The 17847-nt window shown below is 48.1% G+C and carries 20 protein-coding genes and 1 pseudogene; 11 read left to right on the top strand and 10 right to left on the bottom strand.

Annotation, left to right across the window (positions count from 1 at the left end):
- Positions 1 to 226 precede the first annotated feature (226 nt).
- From ACKFKF_RS09020 to ACKFKF_RS09005, 4 genes are all read left to right on the top strand, one after another.
- Positions 227 to 412, top strand: a complete 186-nt coding sequence (locus tag ACKFKF_RS09020; RefSeq protein ID WP_446867424.1) for a hypothetical protein — start codon at positions 227 to 229, stop codon at positions 410 to 412.
- 284 nt (positions 413 to 696) lie between these two features.
- Positions 697 to 1512, top strand: coding sequence for an MOSC domain-containing protein (locus tag ACKFKF_RS09015; RefSeq protein WP_446867423.1), 816 nt, complete (start codon positions 697 to 699; stop codon positions 1510 to 1512).
- A gap of 196 nt (positions 1513 to 1708) precedes the next feature.
- A complete protein-coding gene (locus ACKFKF_RS09010) occupies positions 1709 to 2176 on the top strand; it encodes a hypothetical protein (protein ID WP_446867422.1) in 468 nt (155 codons plus the stop codon).
- A 452-nt stretch (positions 2177 to 2628) separates the two neighbouring features.
- Positions 2629 to 2958 carry a hypothetical protein gene (locus ACKFKF_RS09005; protein ID WP_446867421.1) on the top strand — a complete coding sequence of 110 codons (330 nt, stop codon included), beginning with the start codon at positions 2629 to 2631 and terminating at the stop codon, positions 2956 to 2958.
- Between the two features lie 573 nt (positions 2959 to 3531).
- Here the strand turns inward: ACKFKF_RS09005 and ACKFKF_RS09000 are convergent.
- From ACKFKF_RS09000 to lexA, 5 genes are all read right to left on the bottom strand, one after another.
- Complete coding sequence (locus ACKFKF_RS09000; RefSeq protein ID WP_446867420.1) at positions 3532 to 4317, bottom strand: HEAT repeat domain-containing protein; 786 nt, start codon at positions 4315 to 4317, stop codon at positions 3532 to 3534.
- Between the two features lie 79 nt (positions 4318 to 4396).
- The gene (locus tag ACKFKF_RS08995; RefSeq protein ID WP_446867419.1) at positions 4397 to 4900 is read right to left on the bottom strand and encodes a GNAT family N-acetyltransferase; all 504 of its coding nucleotides are present in this window, start codon (positions 4898 to 4900) and stop codon (positions 4397 to 4399) included.
- A gap of 164 nt (positions 4901 to 5064) precedes the next feature.
- Positions 5065 to 5352, bottom strand: a complete 288-nt coding sequence (locus ACKFKF_RS08990) for a hypothetical protein (RefSeq protein ID WP_446867418.1) — start codon at positions 5350 to 5352, stop codon at positions 5065 to 5067.
- Between the two features lie 81 nt (positions 5353 to 5433).
- A complete protein-coding gene (locus ACKFKF_RS08985) occupies positions 5434 to 6693 on the bottom strand; it encodes an AmpG family muropeptide MFS transporter (RefSeq protein ID WP_446867417.1) in 1260 nt (419 codons plus the stop codon).
- Between the two features lie 98 nt (positions 6694 to 6791).
- A complete protein-coding gene (gene lexA / locus ACKFKF_RS08980) occupies positions 6792 to 7412 on the bottom strand; it encodes a transcriptional repressor LexA (protein ID WP_446857428.1) in 621 nt (206 codons plus the stop codon).
- A 206-nt stretch (positions 7413 to 7618) separates the two neighbouring features.
- On the opposite strand from lexA, the gene ACKFKF_RS08975 reads away from it, so the two are divergent.
- Complete coding sequence (locus tag ACKFKF_RS08975; RefSeq protein ID WP_446867416.1) at positions 7619 to 8539, top strand: class I SAM-dependent methyltransferase; 921 nt, start codon at positions 7619 to 7621, stop codon at positions 8537 to 8539.
- 1 nt (position 8540) lies between these two features.
- Here the strand turns inward: ACKFKF_RS08975 and ACKFKF_RS08970 are convergent, their stop codons facing one another.
- The 4 genes and pseudogenes from ACKFKF_RS08970 to ACKFKF_RS08955 all read right to left on the bottom strand — a co-directional run bounded on the left by ACKFKF_RS08970 (position 8541) and on the right by ACKFKF_RS08955 (position 10504).
- Positions 8541 to 8924: a YkvA family protein gene (locus ACKFKF_RS08970; protein WP_446857430.1), complete on the bottom strand. Its 384-nt coding sequence runs from the start codon at positions 8922 to 8924 to the stop codon at positions 8541 to 8543.
- Between the two features lie 169 nt (positions 8925 to 9093).
- Positions 9094 to 9785, bottom strand: a protein-coding gene (locus ACKFKF_RS08965; RefSeq protein ID WP_446867415.1) for an IS1 family transposase whose coding sequence is annotated in 2 segments (ribosomal slippage) — positions 9094 to 9461 and positions 9461 to 9785 — 693 coding nt in all. Because the reading frame shifts where the segments join, the coding sequence is not laid out codon by codon here.
- 47 nt (positions 9786 to 9832) lie between these two features.
- The gene (locus ACKFKF_RS08960; RefSeq protein WP_446867433.1) at positions 9833 to 10045 is read right to left on the bottom strand and encodes an aldo/keto reductase; all 213 of its coding nucleotides are present in this window, start codon (positions 10043 to 10045) and stop codon (positions 9833 to 9835) included.
- Positions 9970 to 10504, bottom strand: a pseudogene (locus tag ACKFKF_RS08955) (aldo/keto reductase). Before ACKFKF_RS08955 ends, ACKFKF_RS08960 begins: the two are co-directional and overlap by 76 nt.
- Before the next feature lie 322 nt (positions 10505 to 10826).
- Between ACKFKF_RS08955 and ACKFKF_RS08950 the strand changes: the two are divergent.
- A complete protein-coding gene (locus tag ACKFKF_RS08950; protein ID WP_446867414.1) occupies positions 10827 to 11924 on the top strand; it encodes a tetratricopeptide repeat protein in 1098 nt (365 codons plus the stop codon).
- Positions 11925 to 12277: 353 nt separating this feature from the next.
- Here ACKFKF_RS08950 and ACKFKF_RS08945 read toward each other — a convergent pair whose 3' ends face one another.
- The gene (locus ACKFKF_RS08945) at positions 12278 to 13099 is read right to left on the bottom strand and encodes a tetratricopeptide repeat protein (RefSeq protein WP_446867413.1); all 822 of its coding nucleotides are present in this window, start codon (positions 13097 to 13099) and stop codon (positions 12278 to 12280) included.
- A 174-nt stretch (positions 13100 to 13273) separates the two neighbouring features.
- On the opposite strand from ACKFKF_RS08945, the gene ACKFKF_RS08940 reads away from it, so the two are divergent.
- From ACKFKF_RS08940 to ACKFKF_RS08920, 5 genes are all read left to right on the top strand, one after another.
- Positions 13274 to 14365 carry a glycosyl transferase gene (locus ACKFKF_RS08940; RefSeq protein WP_446867412.1) on the top strand — a complete coding sequence of 364 codons (1092 nt, stop codon included), beginning with the start codon at positions 13274 to 13276 and terminating at the stop codon, positions 14363 to 14365.
- A 356-nt stretch (positions 14366 to 14721) separates the two neighbouring features.
- Positions 14722 to 15138, top strand: a complete 417-nt coding sequence (locus ACKFKF_RS08935) for a secondary thiamine-phosphate synthase enzyme YjbQ (RefSeq protein WP_446857435.1) — start codon at positions 14722 to 14724, stop codon at positions 15136 to 15138.
- Positions 15139 to 15149: 11 nt separating this feature from the next.
- Positions 15150 to 16178, top strand: coding sequence for a hypothetical protein (locus tag ACKFKF_RS08930; RefSeq protein WP_446867411.1), 1029 nt, complete (start codon positions 15150 to 15152; stop codon positions 16176 to 16178).
- 57 nt (positions 16179 to 16235) lie between these two features.
- A complete protein-coding gene (locus ACKFKF_RS08925; RefSeq protein WP_446867410.1) occupies positions 16236 to 16535 on the top strand; it encodes a hypothetical protein in 300 nt (99 codons plus the stop codon).
- Between the two features lie 57 nt (positions 16536 to 16592).
- On the top strand, positions 16593 to 17816 hold the full coding sequence (locus ACKFKF_RS08920) for a hypothetical protein (RefSeq protein ID WP_446867409.1): 1224 nt from the start codon (positions 16593 to 16595) through the stop codon (positions 17814 to 17816).
- Positions 17817 to 17847: the final 31 nt, after the last annotated feature.

The following is a 17847-nucleotide window of genomic DNA, read 5'->3' as shown; positions in this document are numbered from 1 at the left end:
CGTATCAAAAATGCAGTCAGATTATCGTTCACTGTAGCGATCGAGCCGATCGTATTTCAAAAATTTCTTCGAGACGCAGCGGTTCTAAAACTGCTCTCAGATCACAATGGCGATTCGTAAAGATTGCTGCTGCGAATTCCTACGCTAAATTCTGGTAACGCTACTGACAATCGACTTTACATCACTGGGCCCAACCAATGAGGTGTTGCGTCAATTTGTCGGAAAGATGGCACTTTTGGGAATGGAATCGCTGGACTATTGGAATCAGAGCGTCAACGAACGAGTATTGCATGACGAAACGAAAAAATTAGACGCAGAAGGCAAACGCAAACTCGCAGAAAGTCTCTTACAAGAAGCAGCCGCAGAAGAAGCGAAGAAACTAGTCAAACCCTATGCTGCAAGCCTTGTGTGAACGTAGAGTTAACTTTTTATCAACCAAAAATTGACAGCAACGATATTTCGCAGGATGCTAAATCAACGTGAATTCGACGAAATTCTTCACTTCGCGCTTCAAGATATCCACAAGGGATTGCAGATTTGGATTGCCCCTCAATTTCCCTAACATGGAGGACTCCGAACTAGAATTCTTGTCTTAAAGTCCCCCAGAACTGGCAGCTTGGGGGGCAGAGGCTCTTAATAAAGAAGCGAAAGAACTTCATTGAGTTGACGCTAAATCACAAATTTTGAGGATTCGATATGGTGGATGAATCGATCGTAGGTTCAGTCGTGTCGCTCTGGCGCTATCCAATTAAATCGATGCTGGGCGAAGAGTTGAATGCGAGTCAGGTGGCAGAACAGGGATTGCTGGGCGATCGTGCCTTTGCTCTAATCGATAAGGCGACGGGAATGACTGTCAGCGCCAAAAATCCGCGTAAGTGGGGCAAAATGTTTGATTGTCGGGCGACCCTGGCCGAGTCGGGAGACGGCGTTGACTTATCGCAAGTGAAGATCACGCTGCCGGATGGGTCGATCGTGTTCAGCAGTGCCCAAGATGCCGACCAAATTCTCTCTAGTCTGTTGGGTCGTGAGGTGAAATTAGAAACGATCGCGCCTCAAAAACCCAGTCTAGAAGAATATTGGCCGTCGGTTGAAGGGCTGCCTCATCAAGACGTAGTGACTGACGAAGCCACGCTTGCCAACACATTTTTTGATGGAGCAACGATCCACTTATTAACCACGGCGACGCTCGATCAGTTTCAACAAATTACCCCTGGTTCTCGATTTGAAACTCGGCGCTTTCGTCCTAACATTATGGTCGCAGCTAACGGCTCAACAGGATTTGTCGAAAATGATTGGATTGGGCAGACGTTGGCGATCGGGGGTCAAGTCCAGTTGACGGTGACGGGGGGCTGTCCTCGCTGTGTGATGACGACAATGGCCCAAGGTGAATTGCCCAATGATGTCGAGGTTTTGCGAACTGCGGTCAAGCATAATCAAGGTAATGTCGGAATTTACGCCAGCGTTGCTCAAGGTGGCACCGTTCGACGTGGTGATGTAATCAAATTGGTATAGATTTTGCGATCGCAATCTTTTAGACCGTGATTTACAACATGTGAATTTTGTAAGTTCTGTTGTGCAGTATGAGTGATATCTCTGACTTTCTCAAACCGTTGGGGATATCATTTGTGATCGTGATTCAAAGGTGACTTGTCCAAGGGCGATGTCTCGATTATTCGATCGTCTTTGCCAAAAACTCAGACTAATCTAAATGCTTCAAGAAAAGTGGGGCAAACTCTTCTTAAGGAAGACCATTAGATTAGAAAGTTTTATGCGATTTCTGTTCGTTACATTAGTTGGGCTGCTCGTTGTATTGTTTGTAGCCTGTCAGCCAATAACAGATGCAATAAATGTGCAATCAGTGCTAACTAGTCAGAGTGCATCTGCCGTTGATTATGATGCACCGTCAAAGTTATTAACAATTCTCCAAAACAATCCAAAAGATGAGAACGCCTGGAAAGCACTTCATCACTACCGTTCTCTTACAGATGCTGGACTGACGCTCACATTTTATCGTCATTGCTTTAATGCCCTTAAAGAAAAGCCGCTATTGTTCCTTGATAGATACATCGCAGGTGATGAACAATCTCTATTTCGGATGATTGACGCGCTCTCACATGATTTTTCAGCTTTTGCAGGAGAAACATTTCAAGCGACTAATCAAGTTTTTGAGCGATAGTTAGATAGCATCTCAGATTTTCAAAGAGCGCATTCTCAAGACAAAGAAGTATACCGTCGCGGTTATGATTTTAGCCGTGTTAGTCAATCTCAGTACGATTCATGGAGCCTGAGATATTGTGAATTTACGAGAGAAAACTCCAAAGCTGTTGCCAAAAATTGCGCCATCTGGGAAAAGCAGTGAGGATACAAGCCGCTCGATCGCTCTCACTTGAGTAGATCCCAAAAATTTTCTTCACCCATATGGTCAAAGTAACTGAAGTCGCTGAGTTATTTCTCCAGGTCTGTTCACATGTCCGATTCACCCTGGAAGAGCATCGTGAGAACTGGGAAAATGAACAAGTTTCGCTGCTATGCTGAGATTGAAGGAAGATAGCTAAATTTATATTGGCGGCCCTCAGCGTGGATATCTTAATTGAGTGAACGAAGAGCTTTGAGAAGGATCTTGACGAATTGAGCGAAGATGACAAAGCCACAACAGTCAACAAGATCAATGAATGTGTCAGCCTTTTCCCAACTCAAGAAGCAGATGTTTATCGTCAGTTGCGTCGTCTCTCCCTACCATCGGGTTTAAATGGCTACGAATCTTCGCTCTACACACTAGGGGTTTCTCAAAAACTTAGCGTAGTTTTGACCATTGACGAAGATCCAATTTTTGGGCAAGTTATTTTTACGCTTTTTCGATCGGTCAACTCTCATGATCTCGATCGGGCATACAAAGATGTGGCAGAGTCTCTATATCAAGAGCTACTCCACCACCAACGAGAAACTGCTCGATCGTAAGTTTGCTCATGGCATAAACCCTGACTCTCTGTGATGAATACGGCATCATTTATCAAGCTATCAAAGTTTTGCCAGACGACGAGCTAAAGATTGGCTTTCTTGAAGCCTTGGCAGAGCTTGAAGACAACGAATGCCATCGAACAAGAACATTCCCAAAAACAAGGCTGCACAAAGTAAAAGGTATCAAGCAGGCAATCTATCGCGCTGATATTAATAAAACGTCAGTTCGATGAGAGGGACTCGCTTCGTTTGAGTCGGCTTCAGCCCCCTAAATCCCCCAAATTGGGGGACTTTGACCAAGAAAAAATTTCAGAGTTCAAAGAAATTATGCTGATTCAAAGTCCCTCAGAATGGGGGATTTAGGGGGCGAAGCGCTCAATAACGAAGCGAAAAAACTCCATCGAATTCACGTTAATAAAGTCTCAGGCTGGCGCATCCACCTTCAATATATTAATGGGCAAATCCATCTCAAAGACATCATTGAGGGGAAAAGACATGACGATGTGATCGAGGTGATTAAGTCGAAAAAGACACGCTATGAGTAATTCATAGTTTCCTTAATCCGCAGTTTTCTTAGCCCCAAGATTCGCGGCCTCTTTCCCACGGCAGTCCTTCCTGCTCCAATTCTTCGATCACCTGCAACCCACGCGGATCGCCCACCTTGAGCATTGAGGCTTTCGCATCTTCTCTCACGCCCACATCTTCATCTTCGGCAAACGCTTCGATCAGAGCATCGATCGCCGTCGCATAAATCACGTTTGACGGCAGTTCTCGGCAGAGTTGACCCAACGACCACGCACAATTGCTGCGAATGGCTGCGATCGGATCTTGTCTGAGTGCCTCGATCAACGGCGGAGTCGAAGCCACCACCACCTCATAACCCACCGTCGCCATCTGCGCGAGAGAACTGGCCGCCCAAAGTCGCACCGCAGAAATATCCGTCTTCAAAGCATCAATTAAAGTTTGTAAAGCGCGGCGATCGCGACAGTTGCCCAACGCCCAAACCACACCCTTTCGCACATAGCCATTCCAATCTTGCTCATACTGCGCGATCAGTGACTCTACCGCATCATGACTGGGATTGCGCCCCAACCCATAAGCAGCACTCACCCGCACCAGCGGACAGGGATCGCTCAACAACCCAATCAGATGCGGAATGGCGCGATCGTCTTGCAATTCACAAAACGCTCTGGCAGCCAGCATCCGATGTTGCACATCCTGCGAGTCGAGGAGCGCTAACATTTCGTCGGGGTCTGGTTTTGGGGTTGCTGACTCATCTTCGATAATCGGAATCTGATCTAAAGGGTCTGCTAAATCAGCTTCGATATCGAGAACGGTCAAGTCATCATCACTATACATATCTGTAACTTTACAGCACCAAACGGCCAGAAAGTTTTGAGTTTTAAGCCAGATTTCGACTCAAAAATCAGAACATTGCTCAGTCTTCCAGGGATTTGACCATCCACAAAGATTGAGTCTCATACCCCAGGAATTGATAGAGCTTAAGCGCAGGTTGGTTAGATTGAAAAACTTGTAAACCAATTTGGCGATCGCCCCTCGCTTTTGCCCAACTTTCAGCGTACCGCACCAGGGTCGCTCCGATGCCTTTGCGCCGATGTTGAGGTGACACGTAGAGTAAAAAAATGTGGGCATGACGATCGCCACTCGCCTGATCGATCGCGTTTCCGACCCAGAGGCAAGCAATTGGATGAATCGATCGCGCAGAAGGCATCCCGTCCGCTAGATTCAAATCTTCCTCAGTCCACTCAACCCACCACAGCGGCGTTTCTTTAGAAAAATATTGCTCAACCGTCAGCACCAAATGGTCAACCTCTCCCTGCGGAAAAAGCTCTCGATAAGTGCGCTGCATAAATTTCACCAGCAACGCCCGATCCAAGGTTGAACCAGTTAGCAAGCGGTAATCGAGGGGCAGGTCGAACACAGGGGGTGAGGGATGAAAGGATTGATGTGCTAGTGATAGAAAGGGGTGATGCTCTAGTCAATCTCAGTAGCCCAGCCCAAATTTTTTACAGATTTCTCATCCCTTCCCCCTACCCGCGAAGCGGATTACCCCCAAAGGGGAAACAGATCATCGAAATCCTTCCTCTAAAGCTGTTCTGACAACCCTGGCTCGTCTGGCAACCCTTTAAGTAGCGCTGAGAGAGCAGGTGGTAAGTCTGCAACGCTCTCACCTGTGGGGGATTGGGCTTTGTCGCTGGTTGGGGTCACTTCCTCGATCGGGGCAGGGGCGGCCATGTCATTGGGCAAAAAGATTCTGGCACTCACCGCAACAAGGGAGACGATAAAAACCAGCACAACCAGTAGGGGGGCAATGTACTGACGAAAGAAAGCCATAGGACGGGCGATCGCAATGAAGGGATAGGGGTAGAACAAATAAGCTCAAGATTTGTAAAAATCTCTAATCTAATCCTACCGCTCAAGTCCCGATCCCGGTTGACGAAATGGAGCGACTTCTTAAGAAATTTCTTCGATCTTTGGAGGCTCACCATTCCAAGGGGCAAAGATTGGCAGCAGCATTAATCCAGGAACAGCCGCCAAAATCGTAATCGCAAAAAACGCCGGCCAGCCCGTCCCTTCAACTAACTTTCCAGCAGGGGCGACCAGAATGTCTCGACTGACAGCCATCAAGCTAGAGAGCAACGCAAACTGAGTCGCTGAAAATCTCTGGTTGCACAAACTCATCAAAAACGCCACAAAAGCAGCCGTTCCCAGTCCACCGCAAAAGTTTTCAATATTAATGGCGACCACCATTGAGGGATAGCTCTTTCCAAGCAGCGACAAAATTAGATAGGTCAGGTTGCTGATGGCTTGTAGTCCGCCAAATACCCAGAGCGATCGATAGATGCCAATTTTGCTGAGAATTGCTCCTCCGGTCAGCGTCCCGACGATCGTCGCCAGCAGCCCCATCCCGCCTTGAATCGCGCCAATGTCAGTTTGGGTAAAGCCTGTCTTGAGCAAAAACGGGGTCGCCATGTTATTGACGAGCGAGTCTCCCAGCTTGTACAGCACAATGAACACTAGAACGGCGATCGCCCGCATCTGTCCGAGCCGCTGGAAAAACTCGATAAATGGCAACGTTACCGCTTCTGCCAGAGACGCAGGAGGTTGAGTCCGCAGGTCAGGTTCGGGGGCCCAAAACGCGGCGATAATGCCGATGCCCATAAATAGAGACAACAGCAGATAGACCAATTGCCAGGGCATTCGATCCGCCAAAATCAGGGCTAAAGAACCTGTCAGCAGTAGCGCAATTCGGTATCCTAAAACGGTGACGGCGGCTCCGGCTCCCATTTCAGGCGGACTTAATACGTCTGTGCGATAAGCATCAAAAGCAATGTCTTGACTGGCGCTCAGAAAGGCGATCAAGAGGGCATTAATCGCCAGCAGCTGAAGAGACTCTTTGGGGTTTTGCGTTGCCATCAGCGCGATCGCGACCACCAACCCCACCTGGGTAATCACCAACCAGCCGCGACGACGGCCCAAAAAGGGGGGCATGTAGCGATCGAGCAGCGGCGACCAAATGAACTTCAGAGAATAAGGCAAGCCAACCAGACTAAACAGCCCGATCGCACCCAGTTTGACCCCTTCTACGGTCATCCATGCTTGCAAAGTTCGACTCGTTAGATATAACGGCAGTCCCGATGCGAAGCCCAGGAGAAGGAGAGCCGCCATTTTGCGACTTTGAAAAACTTTGAGGAAGGACGAAAATGAATTCACGACGGACAGCAACTCCTGTTGAGCCTGGCTGATGCGGTTTGCAATTCAGACATCATCTCACAGTGAGTAGAATCAGGAAGAATCTGAGTTTGTCAAAACTACAGCTTGCCGTAGCCGCGCCACACTCCTACCAAAACGCCCTGAATTTCGACCTGGGAGGCAGGAACTTCGGTGACGGGGTAAAGCTCTCGATTAGGGTTGCCAGGTTGCAAAACGATTTTGCTGCCCTTTCTTTGAAAATACTTGAGCGTGGTTTTGCCTTCGACTCTGGCAGCGACGATCGTATCGTTTTTGAGGGTTTTGGGATCGTCTGTCGGCTTTAAGATCACGACATCGCCATCGTCAATCAAAGCGTCGATCATGCTGTGACCTCTGACCTTGAGCGCAAAATGTTGTGGCTTGAGCAGCAGACTGGAGAGATCCAAATGCTCAACTTCGTTGTCGGGATAATTCTCAACTAAGCTGGTGGCGGCGATCGCACCCAAAATCGGCACTCCTTTGGGGGTTGCCTGAAGCAGACGAATGGTGCGGGCCTGACCTTCTGACCAATCAATGTAGCCTTTATTTCGCAAGTGTTCTAGACGGCTTTGCACAGGTGCCGGAGACTTGAGATTCATGGCGGCCATCATCTGCCGAATCGAGGGAGAATGCTGATGTTGGTGAATGTACTCGGCTAGCCAGTCGTAAAGTTGTCTTTGGGCTTCGGTGAGGGATTCCATAACAGAATAAATGGTAATGGATTTTAGAACATTTGTATCATATCAAATTGAGATCGTCTAGTCATCTAAACTTTGCTCTCTAAGAACACTTGTATCATGATTTTGTGATTAGTTAAAGAGGAAATTGCGATCGCTGCCAATTCACAGGTGCAGCAACTTTGCAATAATGATTTTGTTGATCAAATGTTGTTTCAATTTTGCGACTTATGACTGCTGTTGATTCCACTCCTCGTCTGTCTTCTCGCGTTGTAAACGGCATTTTGGCGATCAAGCCGCTATTTGATTTGGCAAAATATCAGGCGCGTCAGATGATGATCAAACGGGCAACGTCGATCGGGGTCAACTGGCTAGAAGATGCCAAAAAGCTACGATCGCGCGATTGGTCAACCGAGTTTAATCAAGTTAACAATCCCACGCTCACCTATCCCGATTATTATTTGCGTCCCTTTCATGCCTACACCGAGGGAAATTTGGGTTGGGAGCCTGCCAGCGAAGTCGAATCTGCGGCTCATGCTGTCCATGCTCGAATCTGGAAAGATGCGGGAATAGAAGGCGATTCTCGACTGCGGCAAAGCTACCATGATGTGTTGAAAGCTCAACTACCCAAACCGCCACAAGACATTCTGGACATGGGCTGTAGTGTGGGAATGAGTACTTTTAAGCTACAAGAAACCTTCCCCGACGCAAGGATTATGGGCGTTGATTTGTCACCTTACTTTTTGGCGATCGCTCAGTATCGAACTCAAGAACTCGCCCCTCAAAATCCCCCAGTTTGGCTTCACGCCGCCGCTGAATCGACAGGCTTACCGTCCGCTTCTTTTGATTTGGTGTCCGCTTGTCTGATGTTTCACGAGTTGCCTAGAACTGCCGCAGTAGAAGTCTTTCAAGAAGCAAAACGGCTACTGCGTCCCGGTGGACATCTGACCATTATGGACATGAATCCTCAGTCAGAAATTTATGCCAAAATGCCGCCCTACATTCTGACGCTGCTCAAAAGCACAGAGCCGTATATGGATGACTACTTTTCGTTTGATCTAGAAGGGGCGATCGTTCAAGCCGGATTCACCCATCCCAAAGTCACCCGCAACACGCCCCGCCACCGGACGATAATCGCTCAGGCAGTGTAGTTTATTTGTTTAGGTAGAGTCCGATCAAATAGACCATTAGCACTCCTATCAGAAACCAAATGGTGACGATCGCTCCGGCCACAATCCAATTTTGTCCTGGGCGATCAGATGAATCAGACGCAACTTGCGATCGACAGTCACTCAACACAGCCGGGGGAATCATTTTGAGAACCAACCAAATTCCCAATGGGACAATAATCAGATCGTCAAGCTGACCCAAAATGGGAATGAAATCAGGAATGAGGTCGATCGGACTAACCGCATAAGCCCCAATCAAAACCGCCAGCAGCTTTGCATACCACGGTACTCTAGGATCTTTGCTTGCCAGATAGACAACGTGAATCTCTCGCTTTAGACTTTTTGCAAACTGTTTAAGGGATGGCATCAAGCATTCAACCTACCAGCAAAAAATCAACGGTAACACAAGACTAATTCATGGCTAATTTGCTGTTATTTTGCTGAGGTGTATTAGCTGACATACCTAAATTCATACCTAAATTCATAACGTCTGATCGCATAATGGATTTTGCGGCGTTGCTGAACAGAGGGATGAATCAAGTAAGTACGGGTATTGTCCAATACTTTAGATAGTGGAGGAGCAAGCGCAGCGAATGCTTCAGCATTTCGACCGATTTGGAGTAACACAAGGTCTTGCGATGCAATCGAGCTAAGTAGTGGCGTAAGCGAGTATTTTCCCCTTCGACTCTGGTCATGTAAGTCTTGCTCACGATGTGGTCGCCTTCCTCGATGAAACTGGGATAAACCTTCCACCCATCCGTGACATAGAAGTAGCAATGCCAGCAACAGACAATCTGCCACAAGGGTTTGAATGTCTCCGCGCTGTGATCTCCCACCACCCAGGCGAGAATGCCCGCCCGAAAATGATTCACCGCTGTCCAGATCCACACCTTGTTTTTTTTGACCCGACATAGGTTTCCAGTTCATCGAGTTCTCCCACTTCTGGGATCTCCGACTCCTGTGGGGCATCCGGCAGTTGCTGTCCGAGTTGCTTGACCCAATGAATCACGGTTGTATGATGCACGCCAGTACAGCGCTCAATCGCGCGAAATCCCATGCCGTTGACGTAACGCATCAAGCAATCCTGCTTGGTTGCTGCGCTGTAGCCTTTGGGTGGGTCATAGCCTTCAATAAATTGGCGACCGCAGGCGCGACAGATATGATTTTGCTTGCCTCGTCGTTTCCCGTTCTGGCGAACCTCAGTAGACCCACAGTATCGACACTGCATAGTACAACACCCTCATTCATCCCTCCATTATGCAACGCCGATTTTGCCTATGGATTTTGCTGCAAAAACGTCTCGATCGCGTTCAACGCTTGCTCACTCAATTGATAATTTGCGGCTCCGATTACCCCTTCAACCTGTTGGGCGTTACGACCGCCGACGATCGCGGCTGTGACAGCGGGATGCTTTAGCGTCCAAGCGATCGCCACTTCACCCGCAGAATGGCCGCTTTGCTGACCGATTTCTTTAAGCAGTTGAACCAGTTTGAGGTTAGCGTACTCCAGCCTTCCTCAAGATCCGCGTCTGGGTTTGGCCAGTGAATCTGATAAAGGTCGATCGCTTCGATTTGTAGTCGGCGTAAGCTATCTTCTACTTCACGTCGGAGAGAATCTGCCTTGAGGCTGCGACCGATCGTCCCTTTTTCGTCCCAAATCCCAAATCATGGAGCATTTGGTAAACACATAGGGTTGCGATCGTCCCTTGAGCGCCCGACTCACCACTTCTTCAGAGTGTCCCAATCCGTACACTGCGGCGGTGTCGATCCAGTTCACTCCCAAGTCGAGGGCCCGCTGAATCGCCATGATCGACTCCTGATCTTCCTGGTGACCCCAACCAAACTCCCAGCCGCCCCCGCCGATCGCCCAGGCTCCAAAACCGATCGGGGTGAGATGCAGATCAGAATTACCTAGTTGTTTTGTTTGCAGATTAGTAGTCGTTTGCATAGTCGCCTCTTGAGATGAGCAGTCACCAGATCCCCCATGCTAGGGCGGTTACATTGGTCTGACATCAAACATTTGGTAGAGAACGACGATCGCGGACGCAGTGCAGAACCATTCATTTGGCGGTGGTCGATAAGTCAAATGACTTTTGTACTTAGTGAGAATTTTTACCAAAATTTTACATAAACCTCAATCTGCCCTGATTCTTAGGGAACCTTAACCTCTAAGGATTCAAGCGGCTGGAATTGTGGATCTAAATTCAGATTACTTCTCCGATCGCTCATACCCGGATAGTTACAACGACGGGAGAACACGTTGACGCTCTATGGTGCAGACTGAAAACGCCACCGCCGAAAGCCTTTTGCAACAAGGACTCACCTTTAGCCAGGTCGGAGACTACGCCGACGCAATCGCCTACTTTGACCAATCCCTTGTCCTCAACCCCAGCTTGTTTGACGCACTCAGCGAGAAAGGCAGCGCTCTGATTAATTTAGGACAGCACGAAGCGGCGATCGCCCACTTTGAAAAAGCCATTTCGCATCATCCTCACGCTGGATATTTTCACTACAGTCGCGCCTGGGCTGCCTATGTCGCTGGACATTTTGAAATCGCGATCGCCAGCTTTCATCGAGTCCTCGAAATCCAACCCAACTATCCCTATGCTCAATACAGTCAAGGACTGACGCTCTATGCAATCGGGCGCTATGAAGAAGCAATTCCCTATTTTCTCAAAGCGATCGAGCAGTTTCCCAATTTTGCCGATGCCTGGTACATGCACGGAGCCGCTCTTTATGTGACCAGACGCTATGAAGGCGCAATCGATCACTTCAATCGTGCTTTAGAACTGCGCCCCGACTTTGAGGAAGCGCTCTACAGCCGGGGAAACGCTTTGCTCTGTGTGGGAGATTATGAAGCGGCGATCGTCAGCTACGAGAAAGCTTTGACCAGCCAGCCCGACGATGCAGACGCTTGGTACTATCGGGGTATTGCCTTCAAACAACTCAACCGCCCCGAAACGGCGATCGCCAGCTACCAAAAAGCCGTCGAGTTGCAGCCTGACCACATTCACGCCTGGTATCAGCAAGCCTGTGCCTGTATGAGATTAAATGATTTGGAGGCCGCGATCGCTAACTTCGATCGAGCCATCCAGCACAAACCTGATTTTTACGAAGCCTGGTACAACCGGGGCGTGACGCTGAAAAATCTGGGGCAGCTTGCTCAATCAGTTGAAAGTTACGACAAAGCTCTGGCGCTCAGACCTAACGACTTTCGAGCCTGGAACAATCGCGGTGGAGTTCTTTGTAGTTTGGGCCGTTTTGAGGAAGCAGTTGCCAGCTACGACAAAGTTCTCGCGCTCAAACCGGACGACGAGCTTGCGCTCAAAAATCGGAGTGTGGCGGCTAGGAGAATTCAGCAGGGATGAGGGATGAGGGATGAGGGATGAAAAGACGGTACAAGCGATCGATTTTTGGCATCCGCTTCTTGATTTTTAGGGAGATTTCCTTTAATCAATTTATCCCTCTGTCTCCCATGAGGGTTCTGAAAGTCAAGTTGAGCGCGGAGACAAACTGAGTTGAAATAACGGGCTTTTGAGAGAATTGAGCCATGTTGCCTTTAAGAAAAAATGCAGTTGCAAAAAAGCAGACTCAAGGTACGAGAACAACAATAGCCTCAACTTTGAAATCATTTGTCAAACAGGTCTCCGCGTCGCTGAAATTCAAGATTTGACCTGGAATTCAAAATCTGACTTATTTGATTTGAGAGACCTGTTTTTATCTACTGTTGCTGTCTTTTTAGGGCTTGCATGACTCGCTGATAGCTCTCGGTATCTCCTTGCTGCTGATAAAGTTTGGCGGACTGTTGAAAGTCAGCGATCGCTTGTGGCTTGCGGCCCATTCGAGAATAGGTAATGCCTCGATTAAAGAACGCATTTGCAAATTCTGGATTGAGTTTGAGCGCTTGATTATAGTCAGAAAGTGCGCCCTGTCTGTCACCCAAATCATCTCGCGCATTGCCTCGATTGACGTAGGCTTTAGCATCTTTGGGGTTCAATTTGATTGCTTGATTGTAGTCAGCTACCGCCCCTTTATTATCTTCTAACCGAGCACGGGTTACGCCTCGATTGTAGTAAGCATTACCATCTTTGGGATTTAATTTGATCGCTTGATCGTAGTCAACTAGCGCCCCTTTTCTATCGCCCAAATCGTCTTTTGCATTGCCTCGATTCACATAGGAGTCAGCATCTTTGGGATTGAGCCGAATCGCCTGATCATAGTCTGCGATCGCGCCCTTAAGATTGCCCAGATCCGATCGCGCCAGTCCCCGATTGTAGTAGGCATCTGCTAGTTTGGGTTCGAGTTTGATGACTTGACTAAAATCATCTACTGCTCCCTGAGCATCCTTTTCGTCGAGGCGACGCAGCCCCCGCTCAAAATATTCTCTAGCCGTTTTAGGGGTTTCTTGAGCGACCAGCGTCCGCACCGAAGAAATATCTCTTAAATCAGGGTTTTTTGCCAACAGTGACCCTTGACTCAACACGATCGTGGCAACTGTAACTGTTCCTGCCACCAACCCAAACAATGAATTAGACCGACGCATACCTTACTTCACGTTTAAACAAACCAATCCAGTCTATCCAGCCCGATCGCACAACCCAAAATACTTAATATTCTCGAAGCATCAGCAGGCAAAATAATGAGGTCACTGTTCCTGCCTCATCTCTCATCTCTCCTCGCGAATGCGGGGCAAAGCCCTCCCTCATCCCTTTCTTCCATGCCTCAACCCATTCTTTATATTGCCATCACCAATCACGGCTTTGGACATGCGACTCGTGCCGCTTCGGTAGCCGCAGAAGTTCAGAAATTGTGTCCAGAGATTCTGTTGATTTTGGCGACAACGGCTCCCCGATCGCTCCTCGAAGCTTACATTCCCGGTGATTTCATTCATCGACCTCGCGCGTTTGATGTGGGCGTAATTCAAAGTGACAGTTTGACGATGGACAAGGCGGCTACCTTAAAAAAGCTGGAAGAAATTCGAGCAAAACAGCGATCGTTGATTGCCTCCGAAGTCAGTTTTATTAAACAAAATCGAGTGGGATTGATGTTAGCGGATATTCCTCCGTTGGCGGCATCGATCGCGGCAGCGGCTGACATTCCTGGATGGATGATGGGTAACTTTGGCTGGGACTTTATCTATCGAGAATGGGGGGGTGAATTTGACGAAATGGCAGATTGGATTGGGAAGTGTTTTGGGCAGTGCGATCGCTTGTTTCGTCTCCCATTTCATGAGCCGATGGCAGCATTTTCTAACATCATTGATACAGGGTTGACAGGTGTCGATCCGCGATTTGATCTTGAAGAACTGCGATCGAAATTCAATCTATCTGACACCCCAAAAGAAAAAATCGCCCTGATGACCTTTGGAGGATTGGGACTGCATAGAATTCCCTACGAGAATGTGCAAAACTTCCCTGATTGGACATTTATTTGTTTTGATTTGACGGCTCCTGACTATCCCAATTTGTTGAAGATTGACGATCGCTTCTACCGTCCAGTTGACTTTTTACCTTTGTGTGGTCGGCTGATTTCTAAACCGGGCTACAGCACTTTTTCGGAAGCTTGCCGATTGGATGTTCCGATCGTTAGCATTACACGAGAAGGCTTTGCCGAAGCACCCGTTTTACTAGAAGGGATTCAACAGTATGCTCATCACCAAATTCTCACGCCAGATGCTTTCTTTTTGAATAAATGGGACTTTTTGAATCAGCCCTTAATTGCGCCCCACTCAACTCAAACACTCGCGAAAGATGGAAACGCTACTATTGCACGGGCGGCGGTCGAGTATCTGAAAAAATCAGGCTATTAGACAGTCAATCAATGTGAGTACACAAGTCCATACTCACTTCGTTCTAGTCGGCTTCAGCCCCCTAAATCCCCCATTCTGGGGGACTTTAAGCAAAAAAGACTTCCAGAATTTAGAACCCTGATCAGCGTTCAAAGTCCCCCAAATTTGGGGGATTTAGGGGGCGAAGGATTACGGCAAGTACAGATCAATCGACCTATGTATACACGGTAGGCCCTTCTCCCTGAGAAGGGAGTCAGATCTTTTGTTTCCTCTCCTAGGGGAGAGGGTTATGGTGAGGGCAGAAAGACTGTGCTACACAATTGGGATGCTCCCAGGCACAATAGAAGATGGAGACGTTCGCCTCATAACCCTCGATTATGTCTCAGTATCAGAAAATTATCAGAATCCCTACGTCGGGTAAATCGCTGCTTAGAATTACTCAAAAAATTCAGGCGATCGTCGCTGACTCTGGCATCCAAACCGGAATCTGTCACTTGTTTTTGCGCCACACCTCCGCCAGTCTGATTATTCAGGAAAACGCCGATCCTGATGTGTTGAAAGACTTAGAGAATTTTCTCTCAAAGCTGGTTCCAGAGTGGGAGAATTACATTCATAGCGCCGAAGGGCCAGACGACATGCCTGCTCACATTCGCACCGTGCTCACCCACACTTCTGAGCAAATTCCGATCGCTCAAGGTCGCCTTTTACTCGGAACCTGGCAGGGCATCTACATCTGGGAGCATCGTCAACGGGGAAATAGCCGCGAAATCGTGGTTCATATTGCGGGAGAGTAGGAGATGGGCGGGTGGTTGTAAAAATTGGGCAGCTTAAAACTCAACAGATCAAAACCTTCTGGATTGCCGGAATTTTGGTGGTTGGCAGTTCGCTAGGCGGATGTAGTGTCGAAAAAGCGCGATCGCTTCAGGGGGCAGCCGTTCAATTTAAGACAGAATCTTTGGCAGCGATCGAAGCCATCGACACCATGCGAAAACGGGAACTCGAAGCGCCTCCACGATCGCAAGCTGAGATGCGTCAGAGTTTTATCAGTCGGATTCTCAATTCCAAAGTCGATATCAATAGTACGGTGATCGATCTGGCGATCGACCCATTTCAGCCGCCCAAAGTTGCAGAGTGGGACGATTTTATCGTCGATTTGCGCGGTCAGTATGAAGGGTTCGCATCGATTTTTGACAAGCTCAATAGCGGCACACTGGTCAGTCGAGACGAAGCCCGCAAGTCGGCTGAATATGCCAAGACGCTAACCGTTCAGATGGCTTTGTTGGCGGACGCGATTAACAAAAATCCACCGATGCTGACCCAGTATCGATCGGGGGTGATTGTCCGATTTAGAAAGCTGCGTCAAGAGTATCAAACCGTGCTGGCAAAGCTGAAAAATGGCACTGGAAACGAAACACTACAACAATTAAACCAACGCAAGTCTGACCTCGAAAATCAAGCGGGCGAAATGATGGGCGAATGGCAACAGATCAAACAAGAAGAACAAAAACTATTAGAAACAACTGTCGCTCAATGCACCAAAGCGGCTGTGTTGGGCAAAGACTTGATCGAAGTGGCCAATCGCTACGATGAATTAGATCTCAACCAACTGAATACGCTGGTTCCGAGAATTTTGACCACGGCTTCTGCCTTTACAGGTCGTGACTATACCAGTCTCAAACTCAAAGCAACGGGCGTGGTGGCTCAAATTCGGTCTGATCCTTTTTGGAGTGATGTGACCCGTAAACTGCTTGATCGGGCCAACACTGCGGCGGCGAGTCGATCGCAAATTCAGGTTAGTCTCCCTGCTGAAGTTGCTTTACCTCCCAGACGTTAGCGGCTAAATCTAGAAACTTTTGTAGAACAGACCAACGCTCAACTCAAAACTCCCACCATGTCAGACCACAATCGGCTCTTTCTACAACAGGCTTCTAACCTTTTAAACGAACTGCAAATTCGCTATCTAGAAGCCGACTTTGACGAACAGGTAGAACTTAAAGATGATCTCGATCGCGCCATGAGCGATTTTTCACGAGCAAAATTGACCATTCTTAAAAACAGCGTTACCTGTACGTCAGATGATGTCAAACAAATGCAGCAACTGCGAAAAAAAGTCTCTACCGCCCCCAACTTCTCCCAAATCGTTAGTACTGTTGTTAGCTTTGCGACGTTTGTGCGATCGAGATTTTTTTGATGCGTAATTCTTCACCGAGGCGCTGATATCAGAACAGGCAAACCCATAAGTTACCCTATGTTCACTCTCGAACAGATTGATCAACGCTTATCCGATTGGCAACACAAAGTTGGGCTTGTGAGTCAAATTCTCATCGAATTGCAGGATATTTATACCTATCAACGACTGTCTGGTGATTCAGGGGTTCCTACCATTCAACTAACCGGAGCGACTGCCGCTCAAGTGATGCCTGCATGGGAGGCGATGAATGATTTATTGCAACACTTTGATTTGTTGGTGAAGACCAGCGATCGCATCACTCAACTGCGAAAGCAATATTCTCGATTTTTGGGATCTCAGCAGATTTTGCAAGAAATTGAGGAGACTTTAACTGACGTTTGGATTCAGCTATCGGTGGAGCGCCTGCCCCCGTCTCAAAGAAATTTTCTCACACAGGAAGGGGCAATCTCGACCATATCACCTGCTCAGTTATTAACGGTGATGTTGGCAGTGTTTCAAACCGCAAAAGAGGTGATGTTGGCGGTGGATGTGGCCTGGTCAGCAATCGATTTGAAGTTATCAACCGCCGAGACAGAACTGCGATCGCTTCGACAATCCGCTAACTTACTGGAGCAAAATATCATTGTCGGACTGACTCAGGCAGAACAGGCGATCGCGACGATTCAGGCTCAGATAGCGCAAGACCCGTTAGGAGTTCACGATCAATTTGAACAAACCATCCAACCGCTGATTACACAAGCCAGAAACGCACTAGAACAAAGCGCCCAACAACAAACCCAGGTACAAGAAAAACTAGCGATCGCGCATCAGCTTCTCAGCGAATTAGAAAAAATTCATCAAGGTGCAATCGCGGCCTTTGCGGAAAGTCGAGAAAAAGTCGTGGATCACTCAATGCTGATAGATCCGATCGCTTCAGAGCAAATTGCCGCACTTCACCAATGGTTAACTCGATTAGAAACCAAGTTTGCCCAGGGGTTTATCAGTCCGATTTTGGTCGGCTTGGAGAATCTGACTCAAAATATCAATCAAGCGATCGCGACCGAAAAACGGGCATACTCTGCCAATCTTGCCCCGATCGCCACCCGCCAAGAATTGCGCGGCCGACTTGATGCCCTCAAAGCCAAAGCCCTCGCAAAAGGATTGTCTGAAGATGCCACCTTGATCAATCTCGCCACTCAAGCCAAACAGCTTCTCTATACACGCCCAACGCCTCTAGAAAAAGCGTCCGAATTGATTTCACACTACGAAAAACGACTGAATGGCAAGAAAGTTTTAGATTAGAACCTCTAGATTTTCCCCTCTTTTTAAGGGA

Source organism: Phormidesmis sp. 146-12 (genome assembly GCF_052939495.1).
Note: the sequence above shows the minus strand (reverse complement) of the source record. Positions and strands in the feature narration are given on the sequence as shown.